Below are 18,338 nucleotides of genomic sequence, written 5' to 3'. Positions count from 1 at the left end.
AATGACTCTAATCGATCAGAAAAACCGTTTTTTTGGGGGCTCCGGTTAACACATATCGTTGACGGCTTGTTAGTCTAAAGATACTACCAACCTCAACGTATGAATGAGTTATTAACGGAGCAGCGAACACTCGGGGTTACGTTTGCAGCGGAGGGCGCCACCATACGGGTCTGGGCGCCTATGGCCGAATCCGTAGCGCTCCATCACTGTGGCCTGAATCAGGTTTTTCCCCTTCAACAGAACGGCTCCTACTGGTGTGCTGAGCTGACAGAACTACTCCCCGGCGATCGGTATACATTTATCTTGAATGGTACGTTAGAGCGGGCCGACCCGGCTTCGTTGGCGCAGCCCGAAGGGGTTCATGGCCCGTCGAGAGCAATCGATACCCGGCAATTTGTATGGACGGATGCTGACTGGAACAATCTGCCGCTGGAAGATTACCTGATGTATGAACTGCATACGGGTACGTTCACGCCCGAAGGTACATTCGCGGCTATCGAAACCCGGCTCGATTACCTGATTGATTTGGGCATCAATGCGATTGAGATCATGCCGGTAGCGCAGTTTCCGGGTAATCGGAATTGGGGTTACGATGGCGTTTTCCCGTATGCCGTCCAGAATTCCTACGGTGGAGCAGTTGGTTTACAGAAACTGGTCGATGCCTGCCATCGCAAAGGATTGGCTGTTATCCTGGATGTGGTCTACAACCATATGGGCCCGGAAGGAAATTATTTTTCCGACTTTGGTCCTTACTTCACGCCAAAACATCGAACGCCCTGGGGCGATGCACTCAATTTCGATGATAATTACAGCGATAGTGTTCGCCGGTATTTTATCGAAAATGTGCTGATGTGGTTCCGGGATTTCCATATCGATGCGTTACGTCTGGATGCTGTTCATGCCATTCGTGACGAGAGTAATCGGCATATTTTACGGGAAATTAAGCAATACGTCGATCAGCTAATGGCGTCAACGGGGCGGCAGCATTATCTGATTATTGAATCGGACCAGAACGAAATCCGGTTCATTCAGCCAATTGCCAGCGATGGCTACGGTATGGATGCACAATGGAACGACGAGTTTCACCATGCCTTGCGGGTTGCTGCGGGAGGGGAACGTAGCGGTTATTACGCCGATTACGACGGTATCCGGCATTTGGCGAAGGCCTATCGGGATGCGTATGTATATGATGGAACATACATGCCCCGGCGATCAAAAATTGTTGGGAAGTCGACGGCCAGCCATCCGGGAAGGCAGTTTGTTGTGTTTTCCCAGAATCACGATCAGATTGGCAATCGTATGCTGGGTGAGCGCCCAAGTGAACTGGTCAGCTTTTCGATGCAGAAACTAATGGCGGGAGCGGTAATGAGCAGCCCGTACTTACCCATGTTGTTTATGGGCGAAGAATGGGGCGAACTAAATCCTTTTCTGTACTTCGTCAGTCACTCCGATATGACGTTGATTGAGGCCGTAAGGCAGGGCCGAAAAAAAGAATTTGCTGCCTTTCAGACAACACAGGAGGCTCCTGATCCGCAGGCGGAACAAACCTTTCAGCGGTCGAAACTGCAATGGGATCGACTACATCAGGAGCCGCACCAGACTCTTTTTCGGTATTACCAAACGCTGCTGGCACTACGGAAACAGTCGCCACTACGGCACCCAAATCGAGAAACGGTGGCTGTTATTGTCGACGAGAATCAGCAAACGCTTACCCTGTTACGTCAGCGCACACAGCAGGTAGCCGAAGAAGTGCCCATCGTGTGCCTGATGAATTTTTCCCAGAATCCACAGCTCATGACCTTGCCAGCCAGTGAATACCCCTGGCAAAAATTACTCGACTCCGCCGACCCACAGTGGGGTGGACCCATGGCAGCACCTGCCACGGTCGAAGGCGATACGTCGGTAACGGTTCAGGCTGAATCCATTTTGATCTATACCAGCGCTTATGTATAATCCTATTTCTACGTACCGTATCCAGTTTCATAAAGAGTTCACCTTCGCGCATCTGGAAGGACTATTGTCTTATATCAAAGCGCTTGGCGTATCAACCATTTATGCGTCGCCTGTTACGGCGGCTGTGCATGAGAGCACACATGGATACGATGGGGTCGATCCGTTACGGATCAATCCTGAAATCGGGACGGAAGAGCAGCTTCGTTCCCTTAGCGAGCAACTGAAAGAGGCCAACATGGGTTGGGTGCAGGACATTGTTCCGAACCACATGGCTTATTATATCACCAACGAGTGGTTGGCCGATGTACTGGAGAAAGGGTCGTTGTCGCGTTATGCTACGTTTTTCGATACGTCATTAGCCAGTTCTTTTTTTCATGGACGTATTCAGGCCCCTTTCCTGTCTGCTTCGATGGAAGAAACGTTGGCTGAGCAAAAGCTAGTGCTGGACTACGATCAGCAGCGATTTGTCTTCGAGGTAAGTGGTGAAACATTACCCGTAAAGCCAGGTAGCTATGCTACTATTCTGCGGTCGGGGCCGGGTGAGTATACGGAGGACGTAGCGGAGTTGCTACGGCAGCTCGATCAACTTAAACACGCTGACGAACCTATGTCGTACGCGTTGGCCTGGCGTGAGTTTAGGGAACAATTACAGGCATTGATGACTACCGAGCAGGCGGGTAACTATGTACGCTCTTGCCTGGCCGCTGTCAATCAGAATCCCGCTCTTTTGCAGCAGCTGGCCGACGAACAGCATTATCGGTTCTGCGACGAGCCAGAAACGCGCCATACGATGAGTTATCGTCGTTTCTTCACGGTAAATGCGCTGATTTGCCTGAATATGGCCGATGAAGCTGTTTTTCAGGAAGTTCATAAGCTGGTTAAAGCATTGGTTGAGGAGGGCGTTTTCCAGGGATTACGGATCGATCATATCGATGGTTTATTTGATCCGGCGCAATACCTGGACCGTCTTCGTCAACTGGCCGGTGATGAAACCTACATTGTGGCCGAAAAAATCCTGCAGGCCGATGAGCAACTACCAACGGAATGGTCTATCCAGGGAACTACCGGTTATGATTTCCTGGCGATGGTCAATAATCTGTTGACGAATGAATCAGCGGAATCCCGCTTCCGGGACTTTTACCATACGTTGATCGGCAGTGATACGTCGTTACAAAAGCGGATTCGGTACCGGAAAGCCTATTTCCTAGCGCAGTATATGGGCGGAGAACTGACCAACCTGTACCAGTATTTTCTGGCTATGGAGCTGGCCGACAACGAATCCATCCAGAGTCTGGGAGCGGGCGAATTAAAGCTGGCTATTGGTGAGCTATTGATCGAGTGTCCGGTTTATCGCTACTACGGTAATGCGATGCCTTTACCGGCCGATGAGGTGAAGGCGCTACGTCAGCAGATTGACGCCATTCGGCAAACCAAGCCAGAACTCAATCTGGCGCTTTCACTGCTGGAAAAGGCATTGCTTGATGAGCCTGCGAAGGGGGATAATTCCTATAACCGTCGGGCACTATCGTTTTATCAGCGCCTGATGCAATTTTCCGGCCCGTTAATGGCAAAAGGCGTAGAAGATACATTGCTCTATACCTACAACAACTTTGTTGGACATAACGAAGTGGGCGATTCGCCGGAAGAGTTCGGACTCTCGACCGATGCGTTCCACCAGGCGATGCAACAGCGGCAGCAGTATTGGCCGCTTGCTCAGAATACGACTACAACGCACGATACCAAGCGGGGTGAAGACGTGCGGGCGCGGCTCAATGTGCTGACCGATCTGGCCGACGAGTGGCTGGCCGAAGTAAAAGAATGGCAGAAATTGAACGCGCCACGGAAAGCGAAAAATGAGCCTGAAGAACTGACTCTCGATCTGAATGATGAGTATTTCATCTATCAGAATCTGTTGGGAGCGTATCCTATGCCCGGTCAGGATACCGATAATTTTGAGGATCGTTTTCATCTATACCTGGAAAAAGCCTTGCAGGAAGCCAAACGACACACCACGGGCTGGGTAGTCGAAGAGGAGTACCACCAGGGTGTTCGGGCGTTTACGGATAAGTTGTTTGATGAAGGACGGGAGTTCTGGCGACGATTTAAACTGTTTCACCATAAAGTAGCTGATCTGGGCGTTGTCAATTCGCTCGCTCAGCTTATCCTGAAATGTACCTGTCCGGGTGTACCCGACATTTACCAGGGAGCAGAAGGATGGGATTTAAGCCTGGTCGATCCCGACAATCGTCGCCCGGTCGATTTTTCGAAGCGGCAGAAATGGTTGTCAGAGCTGGTGGAGCGCCAGCCTGCCAATGATGAAACGCTCTGGGCTGATTTATGGCGGCATCGGTTTGATGGACGTATCAAATTCTGGCTGACGCGTATTTTACTACGTGAACGGCAGCAACAAGCCAATACGTTTGCCCAGGGGAGCTACGTTCCTTTGTCTGTTAAGGGCGTTTATGACCAGCATATTATAGCGTTTGCCCGGCAGTATGAATCGGAGTGCTACGTAGTGATTCTGCCACTAAACATTGCCCAGCTATGTCGTCAGCAGAAGAAAGAGGTAACGGATATTGTTTGGAAAGATACGGAGGTCGTATGGCCGGATACTGAAACCAGCATCTGGCGAAACTGTATAACCGATCAATCTGTCGAGTCACTACGTATCCAGGCTATTTTTGATCACTTCCCGTTCGCTTTACTGAAGCGAGTATCGAATGGAGCCAATGAAATTTCGAACAGAGAATAATTAGACTCAGAACAGGGTCTATCCAGCCCACTCCGTTCTTTGGGCCACGCATTCGTGTGATGGCAACCAAAAGAACGGAGTGGGCTGAAACGTACGGAGCAGATGAGTTCTGATACAATAGGCATTGTTGCAGACTGGTAGAACGTAGTGTCTAAGCCAGGTAATCCAACAGGTTAACCAACTGGTTCGTTAATTGGTCATGCGTATTAATGAAGAGCTGGTACTGTTTCTTAGCGTTCTCAAGTGGATCGTCATTTCTATTCTGATAGGGTGTCTGACAGGGCTGGCGGTATCTGGTTTTATCCTGTTTATCCATCATGTCATTGAGGAAAGCAATCATTACCAACACGTTTTTTATTTACTCCCGCTGAGTTTTTTTACGGCTAACCTTCTTAGTCAGTTTGTTCTGAAGCAGCATATCGGGACCGATGCGCTGATTGCTGCTATCAACAAAAATTATGGTAAAATGGAAGGCAGTTTTGTGCCAACCAAAGTTGTCAATGTTATTCTGATTCTGGCTACGGGTGGCTCGGCTGGTAAAGAAAGTCCTTGTGCGCAGATCGGTGCGGGATTGGGTAGTGTCTGCGCCAATGTGTTCCGTGTCGACGACGTTGACCGGCGGAAGATGGTACTCTGTGGTTTCTGCGCCGGGTTTGCCTGCGTATTTGGAGCACCTATAGCGGGAGCATTGTTTGGCATCGAAGTGTTGGCGGTAGGGGTGATTCTATACGACGTATTACTGCCTGCCTTTGTGGCTTCGATCACGGCCTATCAGATTTCATCAGCCCTGGGCGTTACGTTTTTCTATTATCCATTAGCATTCGTGCCAGACTTTGGTCGGGGCTTTTTTCTCCAGTTACTAGGTGGAGGGATCTTTTTTGGTTTGTGTGCTTACGGACTCATTCGGGTTATTCAGAAAAGTACAGCCTTCATAAACCGTATTCCTATATGGCGCCCCTGGAAGGGCTTGCTGGGCGGACTGGTTCTGGTTGCGCTAACCCTTATTTTTTTCACGGGCTTATCTGGGGCTGGGGCTTGACCTGCTCGAAAACTGTATAAAGGGGCAACCTGTTGCTTTCTATACCTTTCTGCTAAAAGCCTTATTTACCGTCATTACGTTAAGTATCAGTCGGAGTGGAAGTGTTATCACCCCCATTTTATTCATCGGAGCAACCGCCGGTAGTTTTTATGCGGATGTGGTTGGAGCCGACCGTTCAACGTTTGCGGCAATTGGCTTCGTGAGCCTGCTGGCCGGAGCGGCCAATACGCCCATTGCCTGCAGTATATTGGCCATTGAGTTGTTTGGTGGTGAGGTTGCGCCTTATGCGTCTGTGGCCTGCGTGATTAGCTTTTTGTTGTCTGGTCATTGTAGTCTGTATGGTTCACACCAAACGGCTCTAAAAGAGGCCTTAGGGATGCAAAGAGCGTACTTTTTGACCCGGACGTATGAGAGGCCGTAATCACTTCCTGCGTCAGATCAGGAGCCAAAAATTGCCGTGTTGAATAGGATTCATTAACTGACAAATAACTTGTATCCAGCCGGGCCGCTAATCGGCTAATTCGTTTGTTTCTTGTCGATGTGGTCAATTGGCTACCTGCTGAACCAATTGTAGAAACGTGATAGGCTTCGTAGGTAAAGGATTGTAATTGTTCGGGATCATTCCTGGGCAAATTGATAACTGCCTGTTGAATAATCCGGTGCGCCGGGTTGATAGACCGGACAGTTACTTCGTTCAGGTACTGATGACTCTCCGAAAGCAGAATCAACTGAGCATCGGCCGCCCGAATATGCAGTGGTTCGTATCCTAACGCGTTGATAGTTAATTCGCTGGCTAAACCAGGAACGATCAGTATAAACCGGCCCATACTGTCGGCAGTTGTACCAGTGGTTGTGTGTTGTATGCGAATTGTGGCAAACGGCAAACCCGTTTGCGTACGTGCATTTACAATCTGGCCTACAATCCTTTTTTGGGCTGACGTTGAGCCGGTTACAAATAAAAAAAGGCAAAAGAGGAGTATTTTTGCTGTCATAAAGGACCGATTTCAACCGTTTTTCAGTACCAATACTACCCGATAGCTTCCGCATTCAAGGGTTAAGGGCAATGCCTAGCAACACCGCCCGGATATAGGGGAAGCGAGTCCAGGGAATAAAATGATTGGCTTCTTTCAGCCAGATCAACTCGACATGGGCCGAATTGACGAGCATCTTTCGAGCATAGATCGCATTAGGGGGTGGTACCAGCGGGTCTTTGTCGCCATGCATGATAAATACAGGGCAGGTTATGCGCTTGAAAGCGGGTTGTATGGTCACGATATCTTGCTTGAACAATCGCAGTTCATGATTACTGGCCCGAATGGCACCCGGCAGCAGATATCGAAATGGTGGCGCATCAAGTAGTCCCCGCCACCGCTCGCGAGGCTCGTCGGCAGGAGATACTGATCCAGCCAGCAGAACCAAACCAGCAATGGGTAAGTCGGGATTGTCGGCAGCGAGTTTAAGGATGATTGGCACACCCAGACTATGGCCAATCAGGTACATCGGTTTGCCGTTCTTCAACTTGTGCAAAACCGGACTAAGCAGGTCCGATTGCTCCTGTATCCCCGTCGATTTGCCGAAATTGCTAGTCCCAAAGCCCGGTCTATCCAGACTAGCCATCCGAAAATGTTCCAGCAAAAGGCTGTCTCTCAAGTAGGTTTCAAAAGCGTTCCAGCTACCGGGTGAGCCATGGACAAAAATCAGGGTAGGCTGGTCTGTATCGCCAATGGTCATGTAGTGTAAGGTTCGGCTCGCCAGAGTCAATTGTTGGGGTACCAACGTGAGTCCTCGTTGCGCGAATTCGGCTACCGCTTTTGAATCGGTCGTCCGAAAGCTCATACACCCCTGCGCCAGCACCAGCCAGGTAATCATTAGTAAGCTCAGTAAGCTATAAAATCGGTACTTCGTCAACCATGCTTTCATAGCGGATTAACCAGCCAGACCAGACATTGAACAACGGATAAACCCACCAGCAGCAAGCCGGTCAGTTGATCGATCCGGTGATAGTAATTCGCCAGCAATTGCCTGACCCAGCTACTTAGCCAGACAAATACCCACAATCCAAGCAGCGTACCGATGGCAATTCCTGTGACGTAAATTATCATTTCTGACGGACTCATCAGGCTAACCCAACCCTTCTGAATAAGCAGGGCGGTATAAATTGTCCAGAACGGGAATGCCGCCAGATTAAGTAAACTCAACAGAATACCCAGTTTAAAGGGATGAGTTTTGTGTTGATGTTCAGTCGGTATGGCAACGGGTTTTCGGAGGTAATACACACCCATACCCAGCAAGACGGCGGCCGTCAGCCCATCGGTCAGGTATCTGATAACGCCATTCTGTACCACGAGTTGAGTAATGAGAACAGCCAGATAACTGTACACAAATTCCACTAATCCGCAGGCCAGTACAAACCCTAATGCCGACCATTGCCCCTGCCGCAATGTAATGCGGGTAACGGTTACGTTGAGCACGCCCGGCGGCAATGTTCCCAGGAAGCTGACGATCAGTCCGGCGAAAAATGTGCTGATAAGCAGGTTCATAGCGTTGGCGTAGGTTTGCTATAGGTTTGAATCCGTCGGTAAATCGTCAATGCTTCCTGCCTGGTCATGTAAGGCACCCCCCGACGGTGATTTTCACGACTGATGGTGTAGAGAATATGCCAGTGCTGGAGCAGAATCCGCCACCCCTGCCACAATGAAAAGCCGGGGTGATAGATGTGTGCCGGTTCAGCCCCGGCCCCGTTCAGTTCCAGAATGGATATATGTTTTCCCTGATACAGGTCTTCAATAGATCGGCACCGGAGATCGTATCGACCGTAGTAAAATCCATCAATGGAGAGGCTAATCTGGTCGAAAACCGCAACCAGTTCAGGTGTAATCAGGTGGTTGGCATTCAGGAATTTAGTGCCCCGGCAGTGGTTACCAATGGGCATCAATTGGACTACTTGCTTTCGATCCAGTACGTCATTAAGATGATCTCCGTAGCGTTCGATCAAAGCAGAAAGTTGGAGCATGGCACGGTCACTCTGACTGATCAGTTGCAGCATGGTTGATTGACCATCTCCCGTAATTGACAGAAATTCTTTTTGTACGATCGATGAAATAGTCCCCGTTTTCTCCCCCGGCATTCGGTAGTAGAACACACCTAATTCGATGGATTCGTCGACGTATTCCTGCACAATCAGGTCCATGTGGTTCGTCAGTAGGTACTCTGTCAATTCATCTTCATTATGTAGCTTTTCAACGCGCCATCCCCGTTCGCCCTGATTCGGTTTGGCAATAATTGGAAACCAGAAACCAGCCAGCACCATCCGATTTAGAATTTGATTTATTGAAACGAACTGCCTGAAAAACAGCGTTTTTGGTTTAAACTGATCACTAATCAGGTCCAGAATATCGATTTTAGATTCACCAAGTAAACCACCACTTTCGATCGCTGGATTCGAGGCCGAAAAAAAGAACAGCGACCTGGCTTTAGCCGCCAGATAGAGATAATAGACGAAGACAGGAATATACACCACCGTAAACGGCCAGTATTCCCAATTGAACAAGCGAATCCGAAAGCGGCTCAGCCACTGGCGTATATGGGCCATTTTGGACGTACTACCCGCAACAGAAGGCAGTGGATTCTGGCTAGGTTGTATGGGGCGTTCAGTGAGCAAAAACGTGTTCATTCGTAGTAGAAAGTTGTTGATGACGTATCGTATTGGTCAGTAAATCTTCGTAGCACATCATGGCATTTTCGCCCTCCTGATGAATGGTGGTTAGGCTGATGGTTTGCATCCCATTTCCTCGGTTCATAAGCACACCATTGACCGTATCGCCAGCACCCGCCTGTTTATGGAAATCACGGATGGCTGAAACCTTAAACCCATCCGTCGGTTGCTGAACAAGCCAGTCTCCAAACCACTGCTGCCGCCGGGCAATCACCTCATCCGAATACAAGGTAACAGACGACCAGATGTGCGGGAGTTGCGGATTGAGCTGGCGGAGGTGAGGAGTTTGCCCATCCCAGCGTACTTCCCATAGCCGCTCAACGGGATGTGTAAAGCGCTGGCAAGTGGCTTCCGGCTCAATGATGATCAGCGTGAAGGGTTCGAGACCTATAAAATTGTAGGCAGCGAACCAGTCCGCAGGCGATGGATAGTCAAAAACCGACAGGACAACCAGACCTCGGCTATGGCGGTAAGGTGCACGAGGTGCATGCGCTCGAAAGGCCCCATTAAGCAAACAAACGGTCAGTTGGGACGAAGCGGCTACCCAGCTACCCGCACTTTGCGGGTCTTTGGGGTAGCAAATTTTGTGATAGGACGACTGGTAACGAACCGGAAAAATAGCTGCCGGACGAATCGTTTTTTCATCCCGACTGGAGGTTAGCAGAAAGCCAGCACGGGGCTGCGGAAGATAAGTGACCGTACACATAACCGAATGATTGGTATCCGGTTACTACGTTGGCAAAGCCTATACCAGCTATTTTCTAAATATTATTCTACTGATAGTCAGTGGTTTATTTAAAAAATGATGACAGAACTTGTTCTTGTTTAATAACGATATTTCGGGAACGTCGGGATATTTCGGGAGTTGGGTATGAGCTACTTACTTTCTTTCGGGACGTGCAACCTGTCGACTAGAGATGGATGTGGTGTCGATTCGATGTTACACTAATTAGTTGTATCTTGTCCCTATGCTTTGCTCTGTCCAACACTAGGAAATTGATTACAAATCGAATTAGTCAAGAACAGTTTCAGACTGTCTTTCTTGAAATCACAAAAAAAGACCTGCCTGGTTTACATAAAAAATTCTGGTCCTTTGACTGGAAAAGAGAAATTAAATTGGCTGATCGGGTTGTTTATAAGTTAACCACGCAGGAAAATCCAGACGTCATACAAGGCTTGATTAGTTGGTCTGACTTAGGGGATCACATTTTTATCAACGTAGTTGAGTCGGCCCCGTTTAACCGGAGCAAAGAGCGTTTGTATCAGGGCGTAGCCGGTAATTTATTTGCTATTGCTTGTCAAGAGTCGTTTGTAAGAGGCTATGAGGGTTTTATCGTATTTGAGTCTAAAACGAAACTGATCAATCACTATCGGGAACTACTGGGAGCGCAACGTTTGGGTAATTCAATCCGAATGTTTGTTGATACGCAGGCAGCTAATGACTTAATAAAACTTTACTTATGAAACCAAAAAATCCAAAGTTAATCGAAGAAATAGACGTAGAAGTCGTCAATCGTCAGCCAACTAGCGAAGAGCGTCTTGAAATTAGTGCGTTCATTCATTCCTACAAAGCTAAGGTTAAAAAAACGTCTACTGTTTCAGCCCGACCCATCAAAGCATAGTGTCCTGGCAGGAAGTCGCTTAGTTTCCTACGGCCTCACAATACCCAGCTTTTTCATTTTCGATTCGAGGGTCGTGGGGATGACGTCCAGAATCCGGGCGGCTCCGTTTTCGCCACTTACCTTCCACTTGGTTTGCTCTAACACGGAGGTGATGTGGTCGCGTTCGGCCTCTTCCAGGGTGCGGGGCGTAACCCGGCGAGCCAATACACTGTCCTGACTTCCCCCTGACCAGTCGTCGAGCTGGAGCTGGCGACCCGGTGAGCTAATCAATGACCGCTCAATAATGTTTTCCAGCTCCCGAACATTGCCCGGCCAGTTGTAGGCCATCAAGGTATTGATAACCGACGTAGGAATGGTATCGATACGTCGGTTCATGATGGGGCCGTATTTATCGCAGAAGTGCCGAACTAACAGCGGGATATCGTCTTTCCGCTCCCGCAGGGGTAAACTCCGAATCGGGAATACGGCCAGTCGGTAGTACAAATCGGCCCGAAACCGACCGGCCTCTACTTCCGTTTCAAGCGTACGGTTGGTGGCAGCAATTACCCGCACCTGCACCTTCAGGGTTTTGGTGCCGCCAACCCGCTCAAACTCGCCTTCCTGCAAAACACGTAGCAGTTTGACCTGCATATCCAGTGGCATTTCCCCAATCTCGTCCAGGAAAATCGTTCCGCCATCGGCCAGTTCGAACCGGCCAATTTTCTGCGTGTTAGCCCCCGTGAAAGCCCCTTTTTCATGGCCAAATAATTCACTTTCAAACAGCGTAGGGGGCAACGCTGCACAGTTGACTTTAATAAGCGGTTGATTTTTACGCGGACTTCGCTGGTGAATGGCCCGGGCCAGCAATTCTTTCCCGGTTCCTGATTCGCCCAGCAGCAGTACGGTTGTTGGCGTAGGTGCTACCTGCTCAACCTTGCGGAGAATGGGGGCAAAGGTTGCACTCTGACTCACAATCTCACCGAATCCGCCGGTTTCCCGAATCTCCTGCTGGAGGTATGTATTTTCAGCCTGAAGCTGATTTTTCAGCGTATCGAGTTCGGCCAGAGCCTGAGTCAGCTCTGCCGTGCGTTCGGCCACGCGTTGCTCCAGACGATCGTTCGCCTGCTCCAGTTCGTGCTGCAAGTGCCTGATGGTTAAATGGGTCTGCACACGAGCCATCAATTCCGGCAATTGAAATGGCTTCGTAATGTAATCGACAGCACCCATATTGAAGCCATTCACCTTGTCGATGGTATCGCTCATAGCCGTCATGAAAATAACTGGAATGTCGCGCGAGAGGGGGTTATTTTTCAGTTGTCGGCAGGTTTCGAAACCATTCATGCCGGGCATCATTACGTCCAGCAAAATCAGGTCGGGTTGGACATATTTTATCTGTTCAAGGGCGCTTTTGCCGTCTCGCTCGGTCAATACATGATACCCGTAATGGCTTAATGCATCGAATAAAATACTGATGTTGTGGGGGGTATCGTCCACAACCAGAATACTGGCAGGTGTTGGTGTCATAGGGTAGAGTTCAGGCAATCGGTCAGGTATTGCCGAATGCGTCGGGTGTCGAATTCATTGGCCCACTGGCGGAGTATTGTAACAAAAGGGCGATAGTCTGAATTCATTGCGTCAATTGCTGAAAGTTTCTCTAAAACTCCTCGAATATCGCTCTGGTTAGCTCGTTCAAGCAGGCTTTCGAGTTGGTCGGCTGGAGGTAACACTACATCATTCTGGTCGGAAGTTGATGGCAAAACAGAACTGGTGTCTGGTTCGTATTGCCACGTAAGTGCCAGATGTTGGCCTATTTTCGTCAGCATATTATCGACATCGACGGGTTTAGCCACAAAATCATCGAACCCCTCCCGTAAACTACGTTGCTGGTTTTGCTCAAAAACATTCGCCGAAAACGCGATAACTTTTGTATCCGCCACTTCGGGCCACATACGCAGTTGTTGCAACGCATCGAAACCGCTTAACTTAGGCATCACCAGGTCCATAAGAATCAAGTCAGGAGGTTGCACTCGAACCAAATCGAGCGATTGTTCACCATCGATAGCTTCGTCGACCAGAAAACCCAGCGATGCGAGTAAGGCGACGACGACTAACCGATTATCGACATGGTCATCAGCTACCAGTACGCGCCGACGTGGCCCCTCGTAACCTGTAATACGTTTGCTCGTGGGCTTGATGACCATTTGCGAGCCCGATGAATCCGCCGATAACGGCAGACTGACCGTAAACGTACTGCCTTGATTCGGGTTACTGACAACACTTAGATTCCCACCCATCAATCCCACCAGTTTATCCGAAATGGCCAATCCTAATCCAGTTCCTTCGATGAACTGTTGCTGGCCACGTACCTGATAAAAAGGCTGAAAAATTTCGGCCAGCCGGTCGGCTGGAATGCCGATACCCGTATCGCTTACCTGGAAAACAACGCGATACGCTCCCGGACGAATTTCCTGGCTGGTCACTACGAGGGAAACCTTTCCTTTTTCGGTAAACTTTACGGCATTACTCAGCAGGTTGTTCAGCACCTGCATCAGTCGTTTCTCATCGCCCAGCACCGTACTGGGTATGTTCGATTCTGGTACGTACGAAAACGTTAATCCTTTCTGTTCAGCGCGCGCCCGGAAAAACAACGCTACTTTCGTAAGTAAATCCGGCAAGGCAAATGGAGCGCGCTGAAATTCGAAACGCTGGGCTTCAATTTTGGCAATATCGAGTACCTCATTAATGAGCGTCAGCAGGTGTTCGCCACTGGTACGAATAACGCCCAGACCACGTTGTTGACCCTCATTCAGATTGGTATCACGTTGCAGAATCTGCGTAAAGCCTAGAATCCCGTTCAGTGGGGTACGTAGCTCGTGGCTCATATTGGCCAGAAATTCACTCTTGGCCCGGTTGGCCGATTCGGCCACTTCCTTAGCCATCTGGAGCCGAACCGACTGCGCCAGAATCTCTTCTTTTTGTTCGACAACCTGCACCGTTCTGTCATGAACCAGTGATTCCAGCTTCAGTTTATCGCGGGTAAGTCGCCGTGTGTAGTAGCGAACCACTCCAGTAATGAGGGTGCAAATCAGCAAAGCATAAAGTACATATGCCCAGGGCGATAGAAACCACGGCAAGGCAATCTCGAACGAAAAACTACATTCGCGGCTCAGTTGTCCGTATGGATCACGCGCCCGAACCCAGAAGGTGTATTTGCCTGCGGGTAAATTCGTGTAGTCTTTACGGGTTTCATGGCTCCATTTAGACCATACCGAATCATCGGGCATTTGACCTTTGCCCACCAGACGCACCTGAAATTCATTGCCACCCTCACCCACGTAGCTAGTAGCGGCAAACTGAAATGATACGGCGCGGTAGCGATAGGGTAACACCATACGCGGTGGGCGTGCATCAGCCATATTACCTGCATAGACCAGCGAGTCATTCGCCAGCAGTCTTACTGCCCGAATGAGCGCCGGATAATCAGGCGGCATCACCATCTGGGCGCCATCGTAACGATATAATCCTTCGTCGTTGCCGAGCCAGACCAGCCCATTGGCTTCGGGGTAAACCACGTAGCCGCCCTGTCGAATGGGTTTCAGACTCAACGTATCGGCCTTCCATTTTCCGTCGGCTTCAGGTCGGAAAAGAACTGGCGGATTGGCAAACCAAAGGCTCTGTTCCTTGCCTTCGGCCAGGTAAGGGGCGTCGGCGTTCAGATTTTTTAATACGGGGCCGAAGGAGTTATCCGCGATAAAGCGATTCGCTTGCGGGTCAAATGTGTACAACTGCCCACCCGCCGTAAAACGCAGGCCCAGCGACGTCGGAAAAATATGATTCCAGTTGGTTGATGCTAATCCCTGTCCAGTACCGAAATGCCCAATCGGACTTGTTAACTGAAGTGTATTAACTGGCTTAAGTTGGTAAAAACCAGAACGTTGTGTGCCAATCCAGATGGTTCCGTTTCGGTCTTCAGCCAGCGATACGCATTCCGTTTGAACACCAGCCAGATTGCCGACGTATTGCCAGTGATCAACGTCGCGTCTGTAAATTCGAACGCCAGCGTTCGTTGCCGCCAGCAGGTAATTGGCAAAGCGATGGGGACGTAATAGCGCCATAACAAGCTGATCGTCGGTACGCAGGGTTTCGGTCACGCGATTCTGCCGTACCCACCAGATGGCACCGGAACTACCCGCCCATAGGTCAGGCCCATCGGCTAGCAGCGACCAGCAGGAGGCATCCGTGCCGGGCACCCTCTCAAACTGATGTTTGGTATCCGTCCAGCCGTAAAGCCCTAACCCCGTTCCGATAAACAAGCGACCTTCGTGTCGGCGAATGGCCCGCACCGTTGAGCGCACATTCAGGCTACTTTCGAATCGACTGATGGGCAGGTTAATTTCGATTCGGTCGAGGCCGCTGCCAGTGCCGACCCAGAGCGATTTTTCGCGGTCGTAAAACAGGCTTAGCACTACGTTCCGATAGAGCCCGTTGCTTTCATTGATCCGCTGCACTTCGTTTCCTGCTTCGTCCAGAATGCGGGCACCGTCGGTGGCACTGCCGATCACGTAGCGGTGGGTAGTGCCATCGGCAATGTAAATAGCCCGAAAAATTCTGGCTCGATGTAGCCACTCATCGGCCTGGGTGGGTAACGTAGTGAGTGAAGATTGCTGGCGGTCATAGATGAACAGCCCACCCTGGCACGTAACAATCAACTGGCGATTCCCAGTATAGGGCAGAATAGCTTCGATCCGTTCGTGAATGAGTCGCTCTGTACCCAGCAAAGGTGTTAGCTGACCAGATTGGGTTGAGTTGGGCGAGACGCTAGCCCGTAAAAGTTGTCCCTGTTTTGTCTGAACGATAAGCGTATTCTGGGCAAAACTGGCGTGACGGATGCCTGCCGGTACATTCCAGCGTTGATCTGGCTGGAACCGATTCGATTTGGATTTATCCCGCTTATCGCGGCTGGATTTAAACTGGTCAGTTCGGTAGGCATAAACAACCTGATCCGTACCAAAATAAACCCTATTGTCAGAACAGAAAACCCAGACCGTTTTGGCCGAAGCAATTGACGAAGAAGATAATTGGTCACTCAACGAAACGTAGCATCGCTTACCACTGGGTTCGATGCGGAGTAAACCGAAGTTGGTATCGGTACCGATGTAGATTGTGTTTGTTGAGTCGATGGCAAGTGCGCGAACGGCTTGTCCTGGTACGTTGGTTAGTTGCCAGGTGCTCCCATCAAACGCTAACAAACCGTGCTGATTTCCTACGTATAAAATGCCCTGACTATCCTGAATAATGGCCCGGCTTTCGGGGTGAGCGTGGTAGGTGGTAGGGGCATAATGCTGAATGAACGGCAGTCCGGCTGGCTGACTCTGGGCGGAGCGCGCCATCATTAGCAACAAATGAACTAGTAATAAAAACTGTAATCCGCGCATACAGAACTGGTAAAAACCTCGTCAATCAATCAGCAATTGTCATTCCACTTCCTTATTTCAACCGGAATGTCTCGTTTTGAGACGTAGTCCATCAATTCTTGTTTCACTTCCCTTCGTTCATTGGCTGATTTTTCCCGACATATCAGGAGCATCCCGATATATCGCTACTGGTCAGACTGGCATAGCTGGCTTTGCATGGACCAAAACAGGCTGTAATGACCTGTAGTGGGCATTTGTTGCTGTTTGCCGGACGTGGCACATTGTTTGGCTTTTCTGTTGACAGAAAATTTATTAAAGCTATTAAGAATCATGTACACTTCTGGCAACTATCGCACGGCAATACGACCCATCTGGCTAATCGGAAATTTACTGGTTATTCTATCTCTTTCGGCGGCTCAGGCGCAGACCGATCCCGTTCGGGCTAAGCAGTTTAATCTGGAAAAAGGCGTTGCGATTCAGGGCTACGATCCCGTGGGTTATTTCGTGAATCATAAGGCCATCAAAGGGTCTTCGCAATTCGCCACTACGTATAAAGGCATTACGTACCAGTTTGCTTCGGCGGCCAACCGCGATCTGTTTCTGAAAAACCCTTCGGCTTATGAACCATCCTACGGCGGCTGGTGTGCCTACGCCATGGGAGCTACCGGCGAGAAAGTCGAAATCGACCCGGAAACATTTGAAATCCGCGACGGTAAACTAAATCTGTTCTACCACACGCTGTTCAACAATACGCTCCCGAAATGGCAGAAAGACGAGCCAAATCTACAACGAAAAGCTGATCAGAACTGGGCCAAAATCGCCGGAAAATAAAACCCCGGTTTCCAGGAAACGACCTGCGCCATTCGCTTATTCATTCGTTCGCTCATTCACTCATTACTAATGAAGCTACAGGACATTTCGGCTGACCTTTTCGATCAACTCATCAGCATCAGCTCACAACTAACCAACTACGAATACGCCCAGCCACTCGACCTGTTGTTTGGCGCATCCGTTGGCAAGCATGTTCGCCATGTACTTGAATGCTATGCCATTGCGCTAACAGGCTATAAAACCGGCTACATCAATTATGACAGCCGGGTTCGGCAACTGGCGCTCGAAACAGATCCGCAGGTTGCCATCGATACGATGAGACAGATGTCTACGCTGCTCGAACAGTGCAATAGCGACCGGTCGCTTCAGTTCGAGGCTTCCTACTCGCCCGATACCGAAACCGATGTGTCCATATCGACCACATTTTTTCGGGAACTGCTCTACAACATCGAACACGCCGTCCATCATTCTGCCATCATTCGAATCGGGCTGGAAACAGCCTTCCCACAGGTGACGATTCCGGCCAATTTCGGCATCGCTTACGCAACGGTGCATCACCAGAGAAAGGCTTCTTTAACAACCGCATAACCCGAATTAGCATGAATTATCAACTCATTATCTTCTGGGTAGCCCGACTTGCGGCAGCCATTATTATGCTCCAGACGCTTTATTTCAAGTTTACCGGGCAACCCGAAAGCATCTATATTTTTTCGAAACTGGGCGTTGAACCCTGGGGCCGGTATGGATCAGGCGTAGTCGAATTAATTGCGTCCATCCTGATCTTGATCCGGTCAACTTCCTGGATTGGTGCCGGGCTAGGCCTGGGCGTCATGCTCGGTGCAATTGTATCTCACCTGACAGTTCTGGGCGTCGAGGTTCAGAACGACGGCGGTTACCTGTTTGTGCTGGCGTTGGTTGTGGCCATTAGTTGCCTGACTATCCTGTTCATCACCCGGCACGACTGGATGCTTATCCTCAATCAATGGCGCCAGAGAACCTTACATTCATAACTAATCTAACAACTATTTTTCAT

At 49.7% G+C, this 18,338-nt stretch carries 16 protein-coding genes; 9 read left to right on the top strand and 7 right to left on the bottom strand.

Annotated features, from left to right (window positions below):
- The first annotated feature begins 99 nt into the window (after positions 1 to 99).
- The 4 genes from treZ to GK108_RS31355 all read left to right on the top strand — a co-directional run bounded on the left by treZ (position 100) and on the right by GK108_RS31355 (position 6,165).
- Positions 100 to 1,953 carry a malto-oligosyltrehalose trehalohydrolase gene (gene treZ, locus GK108_RS28065; protein ID WP_163954911.1) on the top strand — a complete coding sequence of 618 codons (1,854 nt, stop codon included), beginning with the start codon at positions 100 to 102 and terminating at the stop codon, positions 1,951 to 1,953.
- Positions 1,946 to 4,705 (top strand): malto-oligosyltrehalose synthase, encoded by a 2,760-nt coding sequence (gene treY, locus GK108_RS28060; RefSeq protein WP_163954910.1) that lies wholly within the window; start codon positions 1,946 to 1,948, stop codon positions 4,703 to 4,705. The genes treZ and treY overlap by 8 nt, the downstream gene beginning before the upstream one ends.
- 199 nt (positions 4,706 to 4,904) lie before the next feature.
- A complete protein-coding gene (locus GK108_RS28055) occupies positions 4,905 to 5,744 on the top strand; it encodes a chloride channel protein (protein WP_246225228.1) in 840 nt (279 codons plus the stop codon).
- Positions 5,728 to 6,165 carry a chloride channel protein gene (locus tag GK108_RS31355; RefSeq protein WP_317166590.1) on the top strand — a complete coding sequence of 146 codons (438 nt, stop codon included), beginning with the start codon at positions 5,728 to 5,730 and terminating at the stop codon, positions 6,163 to 6,165. The genes GK108_RS28055 and GK108_RS31355 overlap by 17 nt, the downstream gene beginning before the upstream one ends.
- On the opposite strand, the gene GK108_RS28050 is transcribed toward GK108_RS31355, so the two are convergent.
- From GK108_RS28050 to GK108_RS28030, 5 genes are read right to left on the bottom strand one after another with little or no spacing between them, the layout of a single operon-like run.
- On the bottom strand, positions 6,050 to 6,736 hold the full coding sequence (locus tag GK108_RS28050) for a carboxypeptidase-like regulatory domain-containing protein (RefSeq protein ID WP_163954909.1): 687 nt from the start codon (positions 6,734 to 6,736) through the stop codon (positions 6,050 to 6,052). The genes GK108_RS31355 and GK108_RS28050 overlap by 116 nt on opposite strands.
- 55 nt (positions 6,737 to 6,791) lie before the next feature.
- On the bottom strand, positions 6,792 to 7,664 hold the full coding sequence (locus GK108_RS28045; RefSeq protein WP_163954908.1) for an alpha/beta fold hydrolase: 873 nt from the start codon (positions 7,662 to 7,664) through the stop codon (positions 6,792 to 6,794).
- Positions 7,661 to 8,284 carry a LysE family translocator gene (locus tag GK108_RS28040; RefSeq protein ID WP_163954907.1) on the bottom strand — a complete coding sequence of 208 codons (624 nt, stop codon included), beginning with the start codon at positions 8,282 to 8,284 and terminating at the stop codon, positions 7,661 to 7,663. The genes GK108_RS28045 and GK108_RS28040 overlap by 4 nt, the downstream gene beginning before the upstream one ends.
- Positions 8,281 to 9,417 (bottom strand): ATP-grasp domain-containing protein, encoded by a 1,137-nt coding sequence (locus GK108_RS28035; RefSeq protein ID WP_246225226.1) that lies wholly within the window; start codon positions 9,415 to 9,417, stop codon positions 8,281 to 8,283. The genes GK108_RS28040 and GK108_RS28035 overlap by 4 nt, the downstream gene beginning before the upstream one ends.
- A complete protein-coding gene (locus GK108_RS28030; RefSeq protein ID WP_163954906.1) occupies positions 9,395 to 10,165 on the bottom strand; it encodes an NRDE family protein in 771 nt (256 codons plus the stop codon). The genes GK108_RS28035 and GK108_RS28030 overlap by 23 nt, the downstream gene beginning before the upstream one ends.
- A 290-nt stretch (positions 10,166 to 10,455) precedes the next feature.
- On the opposite strand from GK108_RS28030, the gene GK108_RS28025 reads away from it, so the two are divergent.
- Positions 10,456 to 10,923 (top strand): hypothetical protein, encoded by a 468-nt coding sequence (locus GK108_RS28025; RefSeq protein WP_212592904.1) that lies wholly within the window; start codon positions 10,456 to 10,458, stop codon positions 10,921 to 10,923.
- Positions 10,920 to 11,081 carry a hypothetical protein gene (locus GK108_RS28020; RefSeq protein ID WP_163954905.1) on the top strand — a complete coding sequence of 54 codons (162 nt, stop codon included), beginning with the start codon at positions 10,920 to 10,922 and terminating at the stop codon, positions 11,079 to 11,081. The genes GK108_RS28025 and GK108_RS28020 overlap by 4 nt, the downstream gene beginning before the upstream one ends.
- Before the next feature lie 27 nt (positions 11,082 to 11,108).
- On the opposite strand, the gene GK108_RS28015 is transcribed toward GK108_RS28020, so the two are convergent.
- Positions 11,109 to 12,584 (bottom strand): sigma-54-dependent transcriptional regulator, encoded by a 1,476-nt coding sequence (locus tag GK108_RS28015; RefSeq protein ID WP_163954904.1) that lies wholly within the window; start codon positions 12,582 to 12,584, stop codon positions 11,109 to 11,111.
- Positions 12,581 to 16,495 (bottom strand): hybrid sensor histidine kinase/response regulator, encoded by a 3,915-nt coding sequence (locus tag GK108_RS28010; RefSeq protein WP_163954903.1) that lies wholly within the window; start codon positions 16,493 to 16,495, stop codon positions 12,581 to 12,583. The genes GK108_RS28015 and GK108_RS28010 overlap by 4 nt, the downstream gene beginning before the upstream one ends.
- Before the next feature lie 309 nt (positions 16,496 to 16,804).
- Between GK108_RS28010 and GK108_RS28005 the strand changes: the two genes are divergently transcribed.
- The 3 genes from GK108_RS28005 (at position 16,805) to GK108_RS27995 (ending at position 18,315) form a co-directional block, all read left to right on the top strand.
- Positions 16,805 to 17,305: a YHS domain-containing (seleno)protein gene (locus tag GK108_RS28005; RefSeq protein ID WP_163954902.1), complete on the top strand. Its 501-nt coding sequence runs from the start codon at positions 16,805 to 16,807 to the stop codon at positions 17,303 to 17,305.
- A gap of 69 nt (positions 17,306 to 17,374) precedes the next feature.
- Complete coding sequence (locus GK108_RS28000) at positions 17,375 to 17,893, top strand: hypothetical protein (RefSeq protein WP_163954901.1); 519 nt, start codon at positions 17,375 to 17,377, stop codon at positions 17,891 to 17,893.
- Between the two features lie 11 nt (positions 17,894 to 17,904).
- A complete protein-coding gene (locus GK108_RS27995; RefSeq protein WP_163954900.1) occupies positions 17,905 to 18,315 on the top strand; it encodes a DoxX family protein in 411 nt (136 codons plus the stop codon).
- Positions 18,316 to 18,338: the final 23 nt, after the last annotated feature.

This window comes from Spirosoma terrae, assembly GCF_010435915.1.
Lineage (GTDB): Bacteria > Bacteroidota > Bacteroidia > Cytophagales > Spirosomataceae > Spirosoma > Spirosoma terrae.
Note: the sequence above shows the minus strand (reverse complement) of the source record. Positions and strands in the feature narration are given on the sequence as shown.